This window comes from Bradyrhizobium sp. USDA 4501 (assembly GCF_054062115.1).
This window is the reverse complement of sequence record NZ_JBSSEX010000001.1, coordinates 1,347,631-1,365,893: the sequence shown is the minus strand read 5'-3', so window position 1 is coordinate 1,365,893 and position 18,263 is coordinate 1,347,631. Positions and strand designations below refer to the sequence as shown.

The window sequence follows — 18,263 nt, the reverse complement described above, 5'->3', positions numbered from 1 at the left end:
GCGATGCGATCCGACCTCTCCCCGCAGGCGCAGGGGTGTCCGGGGAAATTCAGGCATAGCGGAGCTCCATCTGGTCAGGTGAGATGGTTGATTTCCGACGGCTGGGGTTGATGGGCGGAGGTTTGTCGATGGCAGCGAGGGATCGACGCGTGAGCAGGAGCTGGCCGACGAGTTCGGCGAACCTGAGCGGGAGCATTTTGATGCAGTTGGTGTGAGCGGCGATGCGCAGCAGCAGGTAGGCAATCATCGCAGCGAGCACCTGAAGGCGGATCGCGTTGTCGTTGGCGCCGAGGAACTTGCGAATATCGAGATGCTGCTTGATCCAGCGGAACAGCAGCTCGATTTGCCATCGGCTCTTGTAGAGGGCGGCGATCTCGACGGCGCTACGGGCAAGGTCGTTGGTCAGGAGTGTGATCTTGCCGCCTTTCTCGCGTCTGATCTTGATGCGGCGGAGCGGGATTGGAAGGCGCGAATCGCCCTTGCTGGTGAGCTTCACCTCGTCATCGGCAAGGATTTCGAAGCCATCCCCGTTACGCTTGCGGATGGCGCGATGCCTGAGCGAGCGAAGACGGATGCTCGTCTTCGCCCGGGTAACGAAGAAAGCCTTGCTATCATTGATCTTCTGCCACCAGTCGAAACGGCAATAGCCCTTGTCAAACACATAGGTGGTGGCAGGCTGGATTGGGGTCTGTCGGCCGATCTCGATGTCATTGACGTTCGCGGCCGTCATCTCGACGCAGGTCGGGACATCGCTCCTTGGGTCGTAGACGACATGCAGCTTCATGCCGCGGATGCGGCCGTTCCACGTCGCCCAACTGCAGACCTTGCCGAGCGGGATCGGACTGGCGTCGATCAGACGCACCATCTCCATGCCTTCACTCCGCAGCTGGCGACGCGCCATCGCCGACAGCGCCGCAAAGGTTTGCGCGAAAAGGCCGATCGGACGGCGGGCATTGGCATCGGACAACGTCGAGCGCGACAGCTTGCCGGTTCCCAAGTGATAGTGATGCTGCGAATTGGCGTTGAAGCCAGTCACCACCCCGCGCAGACTGCTGTTGCCGCTAAGCTGGGCATAGATCAGCGCCACCAGATGATCCCAGCTCCTGAACGACTTGTCGTAGGCATCCCGTCCAGACGATCCACAACCGTCTGAAACTGCCGTCGATTGATCGGTTCAAGCAGCCTTCCAAAAATGCTACCGCGATATCGCATGCTCGGCCCTCTGTGTCTCGACAACCAGAAAAGACCGATTTGCCTCGGTCCTGCCGAGCATGCACCGCGACACAGTGAATCATTCCCCGGACACCCCTGCCGCAGGCGGGGCGAGGTAAGAGCATCAGCGCCGCGCCGCATTCGGCAGCTTCACCACCTTTTCGCCGCTTGCCTCGTCGGCATAGGGGGCCAGAATATCCAGCAGATCGCGGCCGCGCTGCGGGCTTGGCGCGACCAGCGCACGGGTCGCCACGGAATCCAGATGGCTGTGCATCAGCCCCATCACCTTGTCGACGTCGCCTTTCGCCAGCGCGGCGATGATCGCGCGGTGCTCGTTGATCGCGCATTCCGACGAATGCGGCCGGCTGTACAGCGACAGCGTCAGGCAGCAGCGGTAGGCGACCTCGCTGACATAGCGCACCAGGATCGGGCTGTTCGTCATGTGGGCGAGCAGGATGTGGAATTCGGTGGCGAGCCGGATCGACACCGCGTCGGTGCCGTCGCGGGCGCGATCCTCGGCGTCGACATGGGCATTCAGCTCGGCGATCTGCGCCTTGGTCAGCTTGCCCGCGAGCTGCCGCACCACCAGCCGCTCGAGCTCGATGCGAATATCGAAGGCATCGCGCGCCTCCTGCCAGCTCGGCGTCGCCACCACGGCGATGCGGTTGCGGCGCAGCTCGACCAGGCCTTCGGCCGCCAATTGCCCGAGCGCATGCCGTGCGATGGTGCGGCTGACGCCGAAGCGCTCGCCGAGCGAATCCTCGGGCAGCTTGGCGCCGGGCTCCAGCGCCTGCTCGATGATCGCGCGCCGCAGCGCGCGGCAGATCACGCTGACCTTGTCTGACGATTCAGCCGTCTTGCTGCTGTCGGCGCGCCCCGCCATTGCCGCGAATCCCTCTCGAAGGTGCTTCGAACGCCTCTTTATCATACCGCCAGAGCAATCGGGCGCTCGAATTGCATGCAGTTTGAGCCGCGGATTGCCCAAAAGGAATCCGGCCTTTGAGGCGGGGAACGCGCGATCTCCTTGATTTTCAACGCGGCTGCCGCTGGCATCCGGCTTGCATGCACTTTGCTCGTGATGCGCATGCAACCAAACTCCGAATTTGCCGGCGAGCCGATGGCCGCCGGATCCGCGCCGACCGCGATCGAGCTGTCGGATGCCTCCGTCACCTTCGGCCGCGGCGCCCGCGCCGTGCCGGCACTGTCGACAACCACGCTGCGGATCGCCGACGGCGAGTTCGTCGCGCTGGTCGGCCCGTCCGGCTGCGGCAAGTCCACCATCCTGCGGCTGGTTTCCGGCCTGGCGCGGCCGTCCACCGGCGTCGTCATCGTCGGCGGCCGCGAGGTCGCGGCGCGCGCGATGCGGGTCGGCATGGCGTTCCAGAACCCGACCATGCTGCCGTGGATGACGATCGAAAAGAACATCATGCTGCCGCTGAAGATCGTCGAGCCGTTCCGCTCGCAGTTCCGCAAGCTGCGCAAGACCGAGTTCCGCGACAAGGCCAATGCGTTGCTCGAGCAGGTCGGGCTGAAGGGGTTCGGCGGCCGCTATCCGTGGCAGCTCTCCGGCGGCATGCTCCAGCGCGCCAATCTGTGCCGCGCGCTGATCCACGAGCCGCGCATGCTGCTGCTCGACGAGCCGTTCGGCGCGCTCGACCAGTTCACCCGCGAGGAGCTGTGGGGAATCCTTCAGCAGCTCTGGATGACCCACAGGCCGACCGTGCTGCTGGTCACCCATGATCTGCGCGAGGCCGGCTTCCTCGCCAGCCGTATCTGCGTGATGAGCGCGCGGCCCGGCCGCATCCTCGACGACTCCAGGGTCGACTTCGCCCGTCCGCGCACCGTGGCGATGACCTTTGAGCCCGACTTCGTCGCGCTCAACCAGAAGCTCCGCGCCTTCATCGTCGATGCGCGCAGCGCGGCGCGCGAGGGAGCCTGACCATGTCCGTGTCAGACATCAGGCAGAAGGCCTGGTCCGCCGCCCTGATCGTGCTGTTCTTCGTCGCCTGGGAATTGTTCTGCCTGATGACGGGGATGTCGGACCTCGTGTTGCCGCGGCCGTCGCAAATCTTCGTCACGCTGTTCGAGAAATTCCCGATCCTGTGGCCGCACATCGTGCAGACCCTGGTCACCACCATGATCGGCTTCGTGCTCGGCGTGGCGCTCGGCGTCGCGCTCGGTGCCGTGATCGGGGTGTCAAAAACCGCCTACGACACCTGTTATCCGCTGCTGGTCGGCTTCTCGTCGATCCCGAAGGTCGCCGTGGTGCCGATCTTCGTGCTGTGGTTCGGCTCCGGTACCGTGCCGGCGGTGTTGACCTCGCTGTCGATCTGCTTCTTCCCGATCGTCGTCAACATCGCCACCGGCCTTGCCACCACCGAGCCCGAGCTTGAGGACGTGCTGAAGGCGCTCGGCGCCAGCAAGTTCGACATCCTCTGGAACGTCGGCCTGCCGAGGACGATGCCGTTCTTCTTCGCCTCGCTGAAGGTCGCGGTCTCCTACGCCTTCGTCGGCGCGGTGCTGTCGGAAACCGTCGCCTCAAACCGCGGCATCGGCAACGTCATGATGACCGCGTCCTCCAATTTCAACGTGCCGCTGGTGTTCGCCGGGCTGTTCGTGCTCGCCGGTCTCGGCGTCGCGCTCTACGTCCTGTTCTCGCTGATCGAGGGCCAGGTCACCGGCTGGGCGACACGCAAGGACAATGTCATCGCCACTTGAGACACTTCGTCGACCGTCAAGCAATGAAGCTTAAGGAGATATCGATGCTGAGAAAAGTAAGCGCCGCGCTGTTGGGATTGGCCCTGGTCGCCGGTCCCGCGCGCGCCGAGGACACCACCATCAAGTTCACGCTGGGCTGGAAGACGCAAGGCTCGGACGCCGCGTTCTTCTACGCCAAGGACAACGGCTACTTCAAAGAGGAAGGCCTCAACGTCGTGATCGACCAGGGCGAAGGCTCCGGCGCGACCGTGACGCGCATCATGTCGGGCGCCTATGACGCCGGCTTCGGCGACGTCAATGCGATCATCCAGAACGCCGCGACCAAGCCGCAGGATGCGCCGGTCATGGTCTACATGATGTGGAACCAGCCGCCATTCGCGATCGTCGCCAAGAACTCGAGCGGCATCAAGACGATCAAGGATTTCGAGGGCCACACGCTCGGCGGCGCGCAGGGGACGCCGACCACGCGGCTGTTGCCGGTGTTCGTGCACAAGAACGGGCTCGATGGCGAGAAGATCAAGGTCTCCAACATGGCGCCGAACCTGCAGGAGCCGATGCTGATCAAGGGCGACATCGACGCCGCGCTGGTGTTCAACATCACGAGCTATTTCAACCTGGTGCTGAACCGCCAGGACCCCGACAAGGACTTCAAATGGTTCTCGTTCGGCGATTACGGGCTCGACCTCTATTCCAACGGCGTGATGGTCTCGCGCAAGCTGATCGCCTCGAACCCGAAGGCGGTGGCCGGTCTGGTGCGCGCCATCAACAAGGGCGCGGTCGCGGTCGCCAAGGACCAGAACGCGGCCATGAAGGCGGCGCTGAACTATGACAATCTGATCAATGTCGATGTCGAGAAGCGCCGGCTGCAATATTCCTTCGAGAAGCTGATCGTCTCGCCGGAGATGAAGGACATCGGCATCGGCGACGTCAAGGACGACCGCATGGCGCGCGCCATCGGCTTCATCGTCGAAGGCTACCAGCTCACCCGCACGCCGGCCCCGGCCGAAGTGTTTTCGCGGGAATTCCTGCCGCCACGCGCGGAGCGGGAGCTGGTGTATACGGCGAATTAAGTTTAACTCGTCATTGCGAGCGAAGCGAAGCAATCCATTCTTCGGCACGGGAATAGATGGATTGCTTCGTCGCTCCGCTCCTCGCAATGACGGCGGAGGGACCGATGGACGTCACGGCAACCCGTCTGTTCTGCGGTTCTGACCACGACATCCGCAACGACGTCGTGCTCCGTCACGACGGCGGCGTCATCACCGATATTTCCGAAGCCGCGCGCCCGGCGACAGGCCCGCGTTCCCTCATCCTTCCCGCCTTCGTCGACGCCCACGACCACGCCCGCCCGCGCGCCTCGAGCTTCGGCGCGGTCGGCATGCCGCTGGAGAGCTGGATCCTGCGCACGGTGGTCGGCACGCCGGTCGATCCCTATCTCACCGCGGCCTCGGCGTTTGCCCGCGCGGCGCAGGCCGGCTGCGCGGCGATGATGGTGCACTACACCCGCCCGAGCGGTACCATGCCGCTCGTCGATGAAGCCAGGGCGATCGCGCGCGCCGCCGGCGATGTCGGCATCCGCATCGCCTTTGCCATCGCGGTGCGCGACCAGAACCCGATCGTCTATGGCGACAGCGAAGCGGTGCTGTCAGGTCTTCCGGCCGATGACCGCAAGACGATCGAACAGCTGTTCGTGCGGGCCCCGATGTCGCCAAAAGCGTATATCGAGCTGACCGACGCGATCGCGGCTGCGATCGGCGGGCCGAAGGTTGATGTGCAGCTTGGGCCGGCCGGGGTGCAGTGGTGCTCGAAGCCGCTGCTGGAGGCGGTCGCGGAGAACTCGGCGCGGACCGGCCGCCGCATCCACATGCATCTGCTCGAGACCACCTACCAGCGCACCTGGGCCGACCAGCATTTTCCCGGCGGCATCGTGCGCTATCTCCGCGATATCGGCTTCCTCTCGGAGCGGCTGACGCTCGCGCATTGCATCCACGCGCGGCCCGACGAGCTCGAGATGATCGCGGCGTCGGGCGCGCGCATTGTCACCAACTTCTCCTCCAACCTGCATCTGCGCTCCGGGCTGGCACCGATCGCGGCGGCGCACGGCTGCGGCTGTGCAATCGCGGTCGGCGTCGATGGCCTCGCGCTCGATGAGGATGACGACGTGCTGCGCGAGATGCGGCTGGTGCAGATGATGCACGGTGGTCTCGGCTTCAAGCGTACATGGACTGCTCAGGAATTCTTCACGCTCGCGATCCGCAACGGCCGCCGCGCCACCGGCGCGCCGGGCACCGGCGAGCTCGCGGTCGGTGCGCCGGCCGATTTCGTCAGCATCGATCTCGACCGCCTCGAGCGTGATCAGATTCTCGATGCCGATCCGCTCGATCTGCTGTTCGCACGCGGCAATGCGTCGCTGATCTCTGAGCTTGTGGTCGATGGTCGCAGCGTCGCCAAGGCCGGCCGGTGCCTCGGTGTTGATCTCCCCGCCATCGAGCAGGAACTGCGCGGCATCACCCGCGCGAGCGCGGCCACATACGCGCATGTCTTGCGCGCATGGCCGCGATTGTCGAACTCAGTGCAACACTGGTTCGAAGCGCAGCTCACCTGCAATTAGCTGCACAATCTTCGCTTCGCGCTGAGCAGCAACTTCGGTCATACGCTCGCTAATTCCGTCAAGCGGAAGAAAATTCCACTTGCATCACACAGTCGGCGCGGCTTCAAGTTCACCCAACAAGAAGACTGAATCAGTCGCTGTCACCGGCTGGTCATGTGTCGCGAGGAAGCCTGATGGGCGCGTTATCGCATCTGCGGATTGTCGAGATCGGAAGTGCTGCGGCGACGAGCTATTGCGCGCGGCTGTTTGCCGATTTCGGCGCCGATGTGCAGAAGGTCGAGCCGCCGCACGGCGATCCGCTTCGCCGCACCGCGCCGCTGACGCCCAAAGGCCGGAGCGCGTGGTTTGCGTTCCTCAACTTCAACAAGTCGAGTGTCGTCCTCGACACGCGCGATGCGGGTGCGGTATCGCGCTTGCGGGAGCTGATTGCCGGCTGCGACATCCTGCTCGACGGGCGCGGCATCGCTGCGGCGGATTGTCCCGAGATCGATCTCGACGGGATCAGGCGGGACCATCCCGGCCTGATCCATCTCGACCTCGCCTGGTTCGGCGATCGCGGTCCCTACGCCAATTTCGCGGCGACGGACTCCACGATCCGCGCGCTGACCGGACTGGTGAAGCTGGTCGGTCCGGAGCAGGGGCCGCCGATGCATGCGCCGGATTTCCAGACCGGCATTCTGGGCGGGCTGTGGGGCTTCATCGCGGCCGCTTCGTCGGTGCTCGGCCGCATGCACGATGGGCGCGGGCGCGAAAACCATCTCAGCCTGTTCGAGGCCTCTATCGCCGTCACCGAATACATCATGTTCGAGGCATTCCAGCGCGGCGACATCATGCGGCGGATCGGCGTCAACCGGTTCTGGCCGACCTTTCCGGTCGGCATCTACGAGACCAAGCAGGGCTGGCTCGGCGTCACCACGGTGACCCCGGCGCAGTGGCGCGCGTTCTGCGAGATGCTCGGGTTCAACGAGCTGCGCGACGATCCGACACTGGTCATGGGGGTCGACCGGCTGCGCCATGTCGCCGAGATCGAAGCCAAGATCCTGCCGAAGCTGAAGCAGCGCACCGCGCAGGAATGGTTCGCCGAAGGGCTCAAGCGCAAGATTCCGATCGTGCCGGTGCCGGAGGTCGCGGATCTCATCGCCGATGAGGAGAAGCGTGCGCGTGGCGCCATCGTCCCGATCACCATCGGTGACGAGACCGGCTTTTCCGCCGGCACGATGCAGCGGCTGACCGCAACGCCGCCGCTGCGCGGCGGCCGGGTGCCTGATCTCGGCGAGCAGCAGGCGAGGCGCGAGGCTGCGCCGCGCGTGCCGGCGCCCAAGCCCGCTGCAACCGATCGCTTGCCGCTCGAGGGCATCCGCGTCGTCGACTTTTCGATGGGCTGGGCCGGGCCGATCTGCACCCGCACGCTCGCCGATCTCGGCGCCGACGTCATCAAGATCGAGGCGACCCAGTATCCGGACTGGTGGCGCGGCGTCGACCGCCGTCCGGCCTATGTGCTGGAGCAGATGTACGAGAAGTCGGTGCGCTACTGCATCATGAACCGCAACAAGCGCGGCATCACGCTCGATCTGACCCGGTCGAAGGGGCTTGAATTGGCCAAGCGCCTGCTCGCCGATGCCGACCTCGTGGTCGACAATTATTCGGTCGAGGTGCTGCCCAAGCTCGGCCTCGGCTACGACGTGCTCAGCAAGATCAATCCCAAGCTGGTGATGATGTCGATGTCGGCGTTCGGTGCCGGCAGCGTGCATCGCGACTGCCGCGCTTACGGCTCGACGCTGGAGCAGGGCTCCGGCCTGCCCAGTGTGGTCGGCGATCCCGATGGTCCGCCGGTCATGAGCCATACCGCGTTCGGCGACGCCGTCGGCGGGCTCAACGGCGCCGCCGCGGTGCTGACCGCGCTGATCCACGCCAAACTGACGGGACAGGGGCAGTTCATCGATCTCGCCCAGATCGAATGCATGATGCCGTTCGCCGCGCCCTGGATCGTGGCGCATTCGACCAGTTGCGAGCCGCCGACCAAATACGGCAACCGCCATCCCGATTTCGTGCCGCATGGCTGCTTTCGCTGCGCCGGAGAAGACAACTGGATCGTCGTCGCGGCGTCCGACGACGCGATGTGGCCGAAGCTCGCCCGGCTGCTCGGCCGCGAGGATTGGGCAGCGGACGCGGCACTCAAGACGGCCGCGGGCCGCCGCGCCATCGAGGCCGAGATCGAGGCTGCGATCACGGCTTGGACCGCGGCGCGCGATGCCGATGCGGCGATGACCGCGCTGCAATCTGCCGGCGTTGCCTCCGGCGTGGCGCGGCTGCCGATCGATCTCCTAGAGGATCCGCAGCTCCACGCGCGCGGCTTCATCCAGCATGTCGACCGCGCGTTCATCGGACGACATCCGCAGCCATCGATGCCGTTTCGCGAGAGCGATGTGCCGTTCGCGATCCGCTCGGTGCCGCCGACGCTCGGCGAGCACAACCGCGAGATCCTCGGCGGCATGCTCGGGCTTTCCGACGCCGAGCTCGATGAGCTCACCCGCGAGGGCATCATCGGCACCGAGATGCTGATGGAGGAGCAGCTGGTGAAAGAGAAGAAGCGGGCGGCGGGCTGATGGAGGCAGACCAGCCGGCACAGCGCAGGGCGGAGGGGGCGCGCGAGGTCGCGCGGCCGCTGCTGTCCGTGCGCGGGCTCGGCATCCGCTTTAAGACTGCGCAGGGCGTCTGGCAGGCGACGCGCCGCATCGACTTCGACATCGCGCCCGGCGAGCGCGTCGGCATCGTCGGCGAGAGCGGCTGCGGCAAGACCATCACCGGCCTGTCGATCCTGCGGCTGTTGCCGGGCAATTTTGCCGGCCTCGACGGCAAGATCCTGTTCGACGGCGTCGATCTCGCTTCCTGCAGCGCGCGGCAGATGCGCGCGATCCGGGGCAAGCGGATCGCGATGATCTTCCAGGAGCCGATGAGCGCGCTGGACCCGGTCTTCACCGTCGGCCACCAGATCGCCGAGACGCTGCGCGTCCACACCGATGTTTCCCATGAGGAGGCGCGCGCCAAAACGCTGGAGATGCTCCGCCGCGTCGGCATCGCCTCGCCCGAGCGGCGGATCGACGATTATCCGCACCAGCTGTCCGGCGGCATGCGCCAGCGCGTGATGATCGCGGCGAGCTTGATCTGCGGGCCGCAGCTTCTGATCGCGGACGAGCCGACCACCGCGCTCGACGTCACCGTGCAGGCGCAGATCCTCGAGCTGCTGCGCGACATCAGCGAGACCTCGAAGACCGCGCTGATGCTGATCACCCACGATCTCGGCGTCGTCGCCGAGACCTGCACGCGGATGATCACGATGTATGCCGGCGAGGTGATCGAGGACGCTACCGTCGACGAGGCGCTGGTGCGGCCGCTGCATCCCTACACGTCCGGACTGTTGCGCTCGCTGCCGCATTTGAGCCCGCGCCACGGCCGCCTGCCGTCGATCCCGGGCCGGGTGCCGTCGATCGCGGAGATGCCGAATGGCTGCCGCTTCCGGGCCCGCTGCGCGCATGCGGCCAAAGGTTGCGAGGCCGGGCAGAAGCTGCAGGATGCCGGCGGCGGCAGAAGGGTGCGTTGCTGGCGCTTTGCCGAGCTCAATCTGCCGGGCGCGCTGCATCCGCCTGGCGCGCCGGCTGCTGCGAAGGTCGCGACGCAATGACCACAGCCGGTGCCGAGCCCCGCCGCGATGCCATCGTCTCGGTGCGAGACCTTCAGGTCCGCTTCCAGACCTCGGACCGCCGCGCCACCGTGAAGGCGGTCGACGGCGTCAATTTCGACGTCCGCCGCGGCGAGACCTTCGGCATCATCGGGGAGTCCGGTTCGGGCAAGACCACGATCGGCCGCGCGCTGGTGTTCCTGCTCAATCCCAGCGCCGGCGCCATCCTGCATGACGCCATCGATCCAACGGCGCTGCCACGCCGGGAGTTTCAAAACCATCGCCGCGACTACCAGATCATCTTCCAGGACCCGAACGCCGCGCTCAATCCGCGCATGACCATTCTGGCCTCGGTGCTGGAGCCGCTGGAGCTCGCACGTGTCGGCAGCCGTGCCGAGCGCGAGCGGCAGGCGCGGGAGGCGCTGGAGCGCGTCGGCCTGCCGCAGGAGTTCGGTGCGCGCTACCCGCATCAGCTGTCCGGCGGCCAGAAGCAGCGCGTCGTGATCGCCCGCGCGCTGACGCTCAAACCCAAACTGATCGTCTGCGACGAGGTGGTGGCCGCGCTCGACATGTCGATCCGCGGCGACGTGCTCAATCTGTTTGCCGATCTGCAGCGCGACCTCGGGCTGACCTACGTCTTCATCACCCATGATCTCGCCGTGGTCTCGCATATCAGCGAGCGCGTCGCGGTGATGTATCTCGGCCAGTTCGTCGAGCTCGGGCCGACCGAGGAGGTCGCCGAGCGCCCGCTGCATCCCTACACGATCGCGCTGCTGTCAGCCGAGCCGCGGCCGCTGCCATCCACGATGCGGCAGGAGAGCCGCATCGTCCTGCAGGGCGAGGTGCCGAGCCCGATCCATCCGCCCTCGGGCTGCCGCTTCCGTACCCGCTGCCCGCACGCGCAGCCGCTCTGCACCGACCGCGTGCCGGAGTGGCGCGAGCTGAAGCCCGATCACTGGGTGGCCTGCCATTTCGCCGACCGCCTGAATTTTTCGCCGAACTCACAACCGGAGACGACGCCATGACAATGACGACACGACGCGAGGCCATGGCGCTGATCTCGGGCGCATTGGCCAGCACCACGCTCAGCGGCCGTGCGTTTGCGGAAGGCGCGCCGAAGAAGGGCGGCACCTTGCGCATCTCGGCGCCGGCCAATCCGTCGAGCCTCGATCCGGCGACCGGCGGCGCCGGCTCCGACCACGCCTTCCTGTTCACGATGTACGATACGTTGACCGAATGGGAATTCGACACGCTGAAGCCGAAGCCCGGCCTTGCCGAAAGCTGGAAGTTCACCGACCCCACCACGCTGGTGCTCAACATCCGCGCCGGCGTCACCTTCCATGACGGCACGCCGCTCGATGCGGAAGCCGTCAAGTTCAATCTCGAGCGCAACCGCAGCGATGCGAAGTCAAACATCAAGACCGATCTGCTCTCGGTCGCCGCGGTCGAGGTCACCGGCCCGCAGCAGGTGACGTTGAAGCTGAAGACACCGGATACCGCGCTCCCCGGCATCCTCTCCGACCGCGCCGGCATGATGGTGTCGCCGACGGCGCTGAAGGCGGCCGAGGGCGGCGTCGTGACGCGCAAGCCGGTCGGCGCCGGCGCGTATTCGTTCGTCAGCTGGGCCGACGGCGAGAAGATCGTGGTCAAGCGCAACGAGAAATACTGGAAGCCGGAGCGGCCGCTTCCCGACGCCATCGAGATCTCGATCATTCCCGAGCTCACCACCGGCGCCCGCTCGGTCACCGCCGGGCAGAACGATCTGATCTACCAGCTGCCGCCGCGGCAGAAGGTGATCATCGAGCGCGCCTCCAGCGTCAAGGTGGTGCATGGCCCGACGCTCTACGTGCTTCAGATATTCCTCAACTGGGCCAAGCCGCCGTTCGACAATCTCAAGGTCCGCCAAGCGCTCAACTTCGCGATCGATCGCGAGTCCTTCGTCAAGGCCGCGCTCGCAGGTCTTGCGGAGCCCGCCTACATGAACCTGCCGAAGGCGCATTGGGCCTACGACGCCGAGGTCGCAAAACTCTATCCTTATGATCCCGACCGAGCGCGCAAGCTGCTCGCCGAGGCCGGCTTCAAGGAGGGTACCCCAATCGAGCTCGGCGGCTATCCGGACCAGGATTCGGTGCAGCGTCAGGAGATCCTGATCGAGCAGCTGCGCAAGGCCGGCATCGGCGTGCGCTTCGTCAACGCTCCGATCGCGGAAGCTTCCGCGGCCTTCTTCGGTGCGGAGAAGAAGGGCGCCGGGCTGCTCTCGGCGTGGACCGGGCGGCCCGACCCGAGCCTGACCTATTCGCTGATGTTCACCAAGGACGCCTATTACAATGGCGGCCGCGCGCCGGTGCCGGCCGAGCTCGAGGCTGCGATCAAGGAATCGCGCGCCTCGGAGGACATCGACACCAGGCGCAAGGCGTTCTCCACCGTGCAGCGGCTGGTGATGGAGAACGCCTTCGTCGCGCCGCTGGCGTTCCAGTTCGAGCTGGTCGCCATGAACAAGAAGGTGCAGGGCTATCGGCCGAACTTGCTCGGCAAGCCGAAATACGACGACGTCTGGCTCGGGAGTTAGGCGATGGCGCGACGGTCACCGGTCAAGGTCGTCGGCAGCCGCCTCGTGCAGGCGCTGCCGGTGATCCTGCTCGCGACCTTCATGGTGTTCGCGCTACTCAAGCTGGTGCCCGGCGACATCGCCGTGACGCTGGCGGGCGACAACGCGACCGACGCGCGGATCACCGAGATCAGGAAGATCTACGGCCTCGACCGCCCGTTCCTGGTGCAATACGGCGCCTGGCTCGGCAATGTCGCGCAAGGCGATCTCTCGCAATCGCTATTGACCGGCGAGAAGGTCGCGGACTCGATCGGGCGCGCGTTTCCGAACACGCTGCTGATCGTCGTGATCGCGCTGGCGCTGGCGCTGGTCACCGGCATCCCGATGGGCGTGATGGCCGCGATCAAGCCGAACGGCTGGATCGACAAGCTGATCAGCATGCTGGCGTCGCTCGGCGTCGCGGTGCCCGGCTTCTGGCTCGCGATGATCCTGGTGGCGGAATTCTCGCTGAAGCTGAACTGGCTGCCGGCGACCGGCGCAAAATCCTTCAGCGCCTCGCCGGTCGATGCGATCAGGCATGCGCTGCTGCCTGGCATCGCGATCGCGGCCTACGGTATGGCCGAGGTCGCGCGCCAGCTGCGCGGGGCGCTGCTGGAGGTGCTGTCGTCGCAATATGTCCGCACGCTGCATGCCAAGGGGCTGTCGATGTCCCGCATCCTCTGGCAGCACGGCCTGAAGAATGTCGGCGTCAATCTGCTCACCATCATCAGCCTTTTGGTCAACCGCATGCTGGCGGCGACCGTGGTGATCGAGGCGGTGTTCGCCATTCCCGGCCTGGGCAGCCTGATCGTGCGCGGCGCGATCCAGCGCGATTTCCCGATCGTGCAAGGCGTCGTCTTCACCATGGTGGTGGTTGTGATCGCGGTGAACCTGATCACCGATTTGCTCTGCGCCGCGGTCGATCCGAGGATCGAGCAATGACCGAGGTGGCGCTTGCACCCCTGAAGGCACCGGCCCGGCCGACGCGACTGCGGCGCTTTGCGCGCTGGCTCGCCGGCGACCTCCGCGCCGCGCTGTCGATCCTGGTGCTCGTGGTGCTCGTCGTCGTCGCAATCGGCGCGCCCTGGATCGCGCCCTATGCGCCGACCGCGCAGGACGTCAACAACATGCTGGCGCCGCCGGGGCCGGCCCATCTGCTCGGCACCGACGACCTCGGCCGCGACATCTTCTCCCGCTTGATCTACGGCGCGCCGGCCACCGTCTATGCTAGCCTGCTTGCGGTCGGCGTCGCGGTCCTGATCGGGCTGCCGGTCGGCCTGATCGCCGGCTATTTCGGCGGCTGGATCGACGACATCATCAGCCGCATCATCGACACCTTCCTGTCGTTCCCCGCCATCGTGCTGGCGATCGCCGTCACCGGCGCGCTCGGCATCGGGCTGACCAACGGCATGATCGCGGTCGGCATCACGATGTTTCCGGCGCTGGCGCGCATCGTCCGCGCCCGCACGCTGATCGTGCGGCAGGAGCTCTATGTCGATGCCTGCAGAGGCTTCGGCGCGCCGACATGGCATGTGCTGTGGCGGCACGTGCTGCCGAACACGCTGCAGCCGGTCATCGTGCAAGTGACGCTCTTGCTCGCCGCTGCCCTCTTGGCCGAAGCCAGCCTGTCGTTCCTCGGCCTCGGCATCCAGCCGCCGGACCCGAGCTGGGGCGCGATGCTGGCGCGCGCCTATCAATACATGGAAATCGCCCCGGAGCAGATGTATGCGCCGGGTCTTGCCATTTTCGTCGTCTCCCTGGCGTTCAATGCGCTCGGGGAATCCTTGCGTGTCGTGCTCGATCCGACCATGAAGGATCGCTAGTGCAAATGTGTACGGGATGCCGCGCGCTCATCACCTCGCCCCGCTTGCAGGGAGAGGTCGAAGCCGAAGCGAAGCGTAGGCTTCGGGTGAGGGGGAGTCTCCGCAGGCGAGCTCGCGGAGAGTCCCCCTCACCCGAAATTCGCGCTGCGCGCAAATTTCGACCTCTCCCCGCAGGCGGGGCGAGGTAGCAAACTTACGGAACCGATCATGTCCTTCAAGAAATTGCTGATTGCCAACCGCGGTGAGATCGCGATCCGGATTGCCCGCGCCGCTGCCGACAGCGGCATCGCGACCGTCGCGATCTATCCCGCCGACGATGCCGCCTCGCTGCATGTCCGATCCGCCGACGAGGCGCGCGAGATCCCCGGCCGCGGCGCGCGAGCCTATCTCGACATCGAGGCGGTGGTTGCGGCGGCCAAGGCCGCGGGCTGCGACGCGTTGCATCCAGGCTACGGCTTCCTCAGCGAGAACACCCAATTGGCGCGGCGCTGTGCCGAGGAGAAGATCACCTTCGTCGGCCCGTCGCCAGAGGCGCTCGATCTGTTCGGCGACAAGGCCAAGGCAAAGGCGCTGGCGAAAAAATGCGGCGTCCCGATCATTGCCGGCACATCAGGCGCGACCAGTCTCGACGAGGCAAAGGCGTTCTTCGCCGCGCTCGGCGCCGGCGCCGCCGTGATGATCAAGGCGATCGCCGGCGGCGGTGGGCGCGGCATGCGCCTGGTCGAGGACGCCGCCAGGCTCGACGAGGCCTATGCGCGCTGCCAGTCGGAGGCCAAGGCGGCGTTCGGCAACGATGCGGTTTATGTCGAACGGCTGATCCGCAAGGCGCGCCATATCGAGGTGCAGATCATCGGCGACCGTCACGGCGTCATCAGCCATCTCTGGGAGCGCGAATGCACCATCCAGCGCCGCAACCAGAAGCTCATCGAGGTGGCGCCGAGCCCGTCGCTGAGCGAGGGAATGCGCGCGCGCATCATCGAGGCGGCGAAGCAGCTTGCCACGGCTGCGCGCTACGACAATCTCGGCACCTTCGAATTCCTGGTCGATGACGAAGCCGGCGAAGGCGAGGGTGCCTTCGCCTTCATCGAGGCCAATCCGCGACTGCAGGTCGAGCACACCGTCACCGAGGAGGTGCTCGGCGTCGACCTCGTGCGCGCGCAGCTCGCGGTCGCCGCCGGCGCCACGCTCGCTTCGCTTGGGCTGGCGCAGGCCACCGTGCCGCTGCCGCGCGGCTACGCCATGCAGCTCCGCGTCAACATGGAGGTGATGGACGAGAAGGGCATCACGAAACCGACCGGCGGCACGCTCGCCGTTTTCGACCTGCCGTCCGGCCCCGGCGTTCGCGTCGATACGTTCGGCTATTCCGGCTACCGGACCTCTGCCGCGTTCGATTCGCTGCTGGCAAAAGTCATCGTCCATTCGCCGAGTCCAAAATGGACCGACGTGGTGCACAAGGCATCGCGCGCCTTGCGTGAATTCCGGATCGGCGGCGTCGCCACCAACATCCCGTTCCTCGGCGCCATTCTGGCGCACCAGAGCTTTGGCCGGAACAAGATCAGCACCAACTTCATCGATACCCATGTTGCGGCGCTGGTCGGCGCGGCGCAGGATCTCGCCGCACCCTTGATCGAAGTGAGCGAGGCGGCTGCGACCAAGGCCGTTGCTGCCGAAGCAGCGCCCGAGGGATCGCTCCCGGTGCCGGCGCCGCTGCAGGGCACGATCGTGGCGATCGAGGTCGCGGAGGGCGATCTGGTTCGGCCCGGCCAGCAGATCGCGGTGCTGGAATCGATGAAGATGGAGCATCTGGTCACGGCGCCGCATGGCGGCCGGGTGACCAGGATCGCGGGCGGCATCGGCGTCACCCTGATGCATGGCGAGCCGATCCTGTTCTTCGAGCCTGCCGAGGTCGACGGCCATCACGCGGCGGAGGAGGCCGCGATCGATCTCGATCACATCCGGCCTGATCTCGCCGAGCTGATCGCGCGCAAGGCGATCACACTGGACGAGAACCGCCCGGCCTCGGTCGAGCGCCGCCGCAAGACCAACCAGCGCACCGCGCGCGAGAACATCGCGCAGCTGGTCGATGAGGGCTCGTTCGTCGAATACGGGTCGCTCGCGATCGCGGCGCAGCGCCGCCGCCGCAAGGTCGAAGATCTCATCAAGAACACGCCGGCCGACGGCCTGATATCAGGCGTCGCCACCGTCAACGCCAAGGATTTCGGCGCCGACGGCGCGCGCTGCATGGTGATCTCGTACGACTACACCGTGCTCGCCGGCACCCAGGGCCATATGAACCACAAGAAGATCGACCGCATGCTCGGCCTCGCCGAGCAGTGGCGCATGCCGCTGGTGTTCTACGCCGAGGGCGGCGGCGGTCGTCCCGGCGATACCGACCGGCTCGGCATGACCGGCCTCGACGGCCCGTCCTTCGTGCAGTTCGCAAAACTCTCCGGACTGGTGCCCGTGGTCGGCGTGGTCTCCGGCTATTGCTTCGCCGGCAATGCCGCGATGCTCGGCGTCTGCGATGTCATCATCGCCACCAAAAATGCGTCGATCGGCATGGGCGGTCCGGCGATGATCGAGGGCGGCGGGCTCGGCGTCTACCATCCGGCCGAGGTCGGCCCGGTCTCGTTCCAGTCGCCGAACGGCGTGATCGACATCCTGGTCGAGGACGAGGCCGAGGCGACCACGGTGGCACAGAAATATCTGTCCTACTTCCAGGGCGCGGTGCAGGACTGGAAGGCGCCGGACCAGCGGCTGCTGCGCCGTGCGATCCCGGAAAATCGCCTGCGGGTCTACGACATCCGCAACGTGATCGACCTGATCGCCGACGAAGGCTCGGTGCTGGAGATCCGGCGCGATTTCGGCGTCGGCATGATCACCGCCTTCATCCGCATCGAGGGCAAGCCGTTCGGCCTGATCGCCAACAATCCAAAGCATCTCGGCGGGGCGATCGACGCACCTGCCGGCGACAAGGCCGCGCGCTTCATGCAGCTGTGCGACGCCTTCGACATTCCGATCGTCTCGCTCTGCGACACGCCGGGCTTCATGGTCGGCCCCGAGGCAGAGAAGACCGCGATCGTGCGCCACGTCGCGCGGATGTTCGTCACCGGCGCGAGCATCACGGTGCCGCTGTTCGGCATCGTGCTGCGCAAGGGCTATGGCCTCGGCGCACAGTCGATGATCGGCGGCGGCTTCCACGCCTCGTTCTTCACGGTGGCGTGGCCGACCGGCGAGTTCGGCGGCATGGGTCTCGAAGGCTATGTCCGCCTCGGCTTCCGCAAGGAGATGGAGGCGATCGAGGACCCGGTCGAGCGCGAGAAGTATTTCCAGACCAAGGTCGCCGAGCTCTACGCCAACGGCAAGGCGGTCTCGATCGCCTCGGTGCTCGAAATCGACGAGGTGATCGATCCCGCCGACACAAGGCACTGGATCATGGCCGGCCTGCGCTCGGTGCCGAAGCCGGAGCCGCGCACGCATCGCAAGCGGCCGTGCATTGACGCGTGGTAGGGTGGCGTAGGGCGAGTTAGATCGTGCATCAAACTCGGTGTCGTCCCGGCGAAGGCCGGGACCCATAACCACCGATGGTCATTGTTGCACGGTGCTGGGGCCATAGCCTCCTTCAACAACCCA

The 18,263-nt window shown here is 66.1% G+C and carries 12 protein-coding genes and 1 pseudogene; 11 read left to right on the top strand and 2 right to left on the bottom strand.

The genetic code is table 11. The features are described 5' to 3' along the window. Nucleotides 1-49 precede the first annotated feature (49 nt). Together ACVWZM_RS06385 and ACVWZM_RS06380 are read right to left on the bottom strand one after the other, a co-directional pair. Nucleotides 50-1,212: pseudogene (locus tag ACVWZM_RS06385) on the bottom strand (IS4 family transposase). A 124-nt stretch (nt 1,213-1,336) separates the two neighbouring features. Then, the gene (locus tag ACVWZM_RS06380; protein ID WP_076824333.1) at nt 1,337-2,095 is read right to left on the bottom strand and encodes a GntR family transcriptional regulator; all 759 of its coding nucleotides are present in this window, start codon (nt 2,093-2,095) and stop codon (nt 1,337-1,339) included. A 201-nt stretch (nt 2,096-2,296) separates the two neighbouring features. Between ACVWZM_RS06380 and ACVWZM_RS06375 the strand changes: the two genes are divergently transcribed. The 11 genes from ACVWZM_RS06375 to ACVWZM_RS06325 all read left to right on the top strand — a co-directional run bounded on the left by ACVWZM_RS06375 (nt 2,297) and on the right by ACVWZM_RS06325 (nt 18,140). Then, entirely contained in the window at nt 2,297-3,151 is an 855-nt protein-coding gene (locus ACVWZM_RS06375) for an ABC transporter ATP-binding protein (protein WP_076824349.1), read from the top strand. Nucleotides 3,152-3,153: 2 nt separating this feature from the next. Further along, nucleotides 3,154-3,930, top strand: a complete 777-nt coding sequence (locus ACVWZM_RS06370; protein WP_050425957.1) for an ABC transporter permease — start codon at nt 3,154-3,156, stop codon at nt 3,928-3,930. A 44-nt stretch (nt 3,931-3,974) separates the two neighbouring features. After that, nucleotides 3,975-5,000 carry an ABC transporter substrate-binding protein gene (locus ACVWZM_RS06365; protein WP_057015162.1) on the top strand — a complete coding sequence of 342 codons (1,026 nt, stop codon included), beginning with the start codon at nt 3,975-3,977 and terminating at the stop codon, nt 4,998-5,000. Nucleotides 5,001-5,104: 104 nt separating this feature from the next. Continuing rightward, nucleotides 5,105-6,541 carry an amidohydrolase family protein gene (locus tag ACVWZM_RS06360; RefSeq protein WP_456852225.1) on the top strand — a complete coding sequence of 479 codons (1,437 nt, stop codon included), beginning with the start codon at nt 5,105-5,107 and terminating at the stop codon, nt 6,539-6,541. A gap of 173 nt (nt 6,542-6,714) precedes the next feature. After that, nucleotides 6,715-9,147, top strand: a complete 2,433-nt coding sequence (locus ACVWZM_RS06355; protein WP_456852223.1) for a CaiB/BaiF CoA transferase family protein — start codon at nt 6,715-6,717, stop codon at nt 9,145-9,147. Further along, a complete protein-coding gene (locus tag ACVWZM_RS06350; RefSeq protein ID WP_168858907.1) occupies nt 9,147-10,223 on the top strand; it encodes an ABC transporter ATP-binding protein in 1,077 nt (358 codons plus the stop codon). Before ACVWZM_RS06355 ends, ACVWZM_RS06350 begins: the two co-directional genes overlap by 1 nt. Then, a complete protein-coding gene (locus tag ACVWZM_RS06345; RefSeq protein WP_456852221.1) occupies nt 10,220-11,245 on the top strand; it encodes an ABC transporter ATP-binding protein in 1,026 nt (341 codons plus the stop codon). Before ACVWZM_RS06350 ends, ACVWZM_RS06345 begins: the two co-directional genes overlap by 4 nt. After that, nucleotides 11,242-12,789, top strand: a complete 1,548-nt coding sequence (locus ACVWZM_RS06340; protein ID WP_456852219.1) for an ABC transporter substrate-binding protein — start codon at nt 11,242-11,244, stop codon at nt 12,787-12,789. The genes ACVWZM_RS06345 and ACVWZM_RS06340 overlap by 4 nt, the downstream gene beginning before the upstream one ends. A gap of 3 nt (nt 12,790-12,792) precedes the next feature. Then, entirely contained in the window at nt 12,793-13,749 is a 957-nt protein-coding gene (locus ACVWZM_RS06335; protein ID WP_057015154.1) for an ABC transporter permease, read from the top strand. Then, nucleotides 13,746-14,630, top strand: a complete 885-nt coding sequence (locus ACVWZM_RS06330) for an ABC transporter permease (RefSeq protein ID WP_456852217.1) — start codon at nt 13,746-13,748, stop codon at nt 14,628-14,630. Before ACVWZM_RS06335 ends, ACVWZM_RS06330 begins: the two co-directional genes overlap by 4 nt. A 207-nt stretch (nt 14,631-14,837) precedes the next feature. Then, the gene (locus ACVWZM_RS06325; RefSeq protein ID WP_456852215.1) at nt 14,838-18,140 is read left to right on the top strand and encodes a carboxyl transferase domain-containing protein; all 3,303 of its coding nucleotides are present in this window, start codon (nt 14,838-14,840) and stop codon (nt 18,138-18,140) included. The last annotated feature ends 123 nt before the right edge of the window (nt 18,141-18,263 follow it).

Coding starts and splice junctions, on each gene's coding strand:
- ACVWZM_RS06380 (WP_076824333.1), bottom strand. CDS start 2,095: ATGGCGGGGCGCGCCGACAGCAGCAAGACGGCTGAATCGTCAGACAAG.
- ACVWZM_RS06375 (WP_076824349.1), top strand. CDS start 2,297: ATGCAACCAAACTCCGAATTTGCCGGCGAGCCGATGGCCGCCGGATCC.
- ACVWZM_RS06370 (WP_050425957.1), top strand. CDS start 3,154: ATGTCCGTGTCAGACATCAGGCAGAAGGCCTGGTCCGCCGCCCTGATC.
- ACVWZM_RS06365 (WP_057015162.1), top strand. CDS start 3,975: ATGCTGAGAAAAGTAAGCGCCGCGCTGTTGGGATTGGCCCTGGTCGCC.
- ACVWZM_RS06360 (WP_456852225.1), top strand. CDS start 5,105: ATGGACGTCACGGCAACCCGTCTGTTCTGCGGTTCTGACCACGACATC.
- ACVWZM_RS06355 (WP_456852223.1), top strand. CDS start 6,715: ATGGGCGCGTTATCGCATCTGCGGATTGTCGAGATCGGAAGTGCTGCG.
- ACVWZM_RS06350 (WP_168858907.1), top strand. CDS start 9,147: ATGGAGGCAGACCAGCCGGCACAGCGCAGGGCGGAGGGGGCGCGCGAG.
- ACVWZM_RS06345 (WP_456852221.1), top strand. CDS start 10,220: ATGACCACAGCCGGTGCCGAGCCCCGCCGCGATGCCATCGTCTCGGTG.
- ACVWZM_RS06340 (WP_456852219.1), top strand. CDS start 11,242: ATGACAATGACGACACGACGCGAGGCCATGGCGCTGATCTCGGGCGCA.
- ACVWZM_RS06335 (WP_057015154.1), top strand. CDS start 12,793: ATGGCGCGACGGTCACCGGTCAAGGTCGTCGGCAGCCGCCTCGTGCAG.
- ACVWZM_RS06330 (WP_456852217.1), top strand. CDS start 13,746: ATGACCGAGGTGGCGCTTGCACCCCTGAAGGCACCGGCCCGGCCGACG.
- ACVWZM_RS06325 (WP_456852215.1), top strand. CDS start 14,838: ATGTCCTTCAAGAAATTGCTGATTGCCAACCGCGGTGAGATCGCGATC.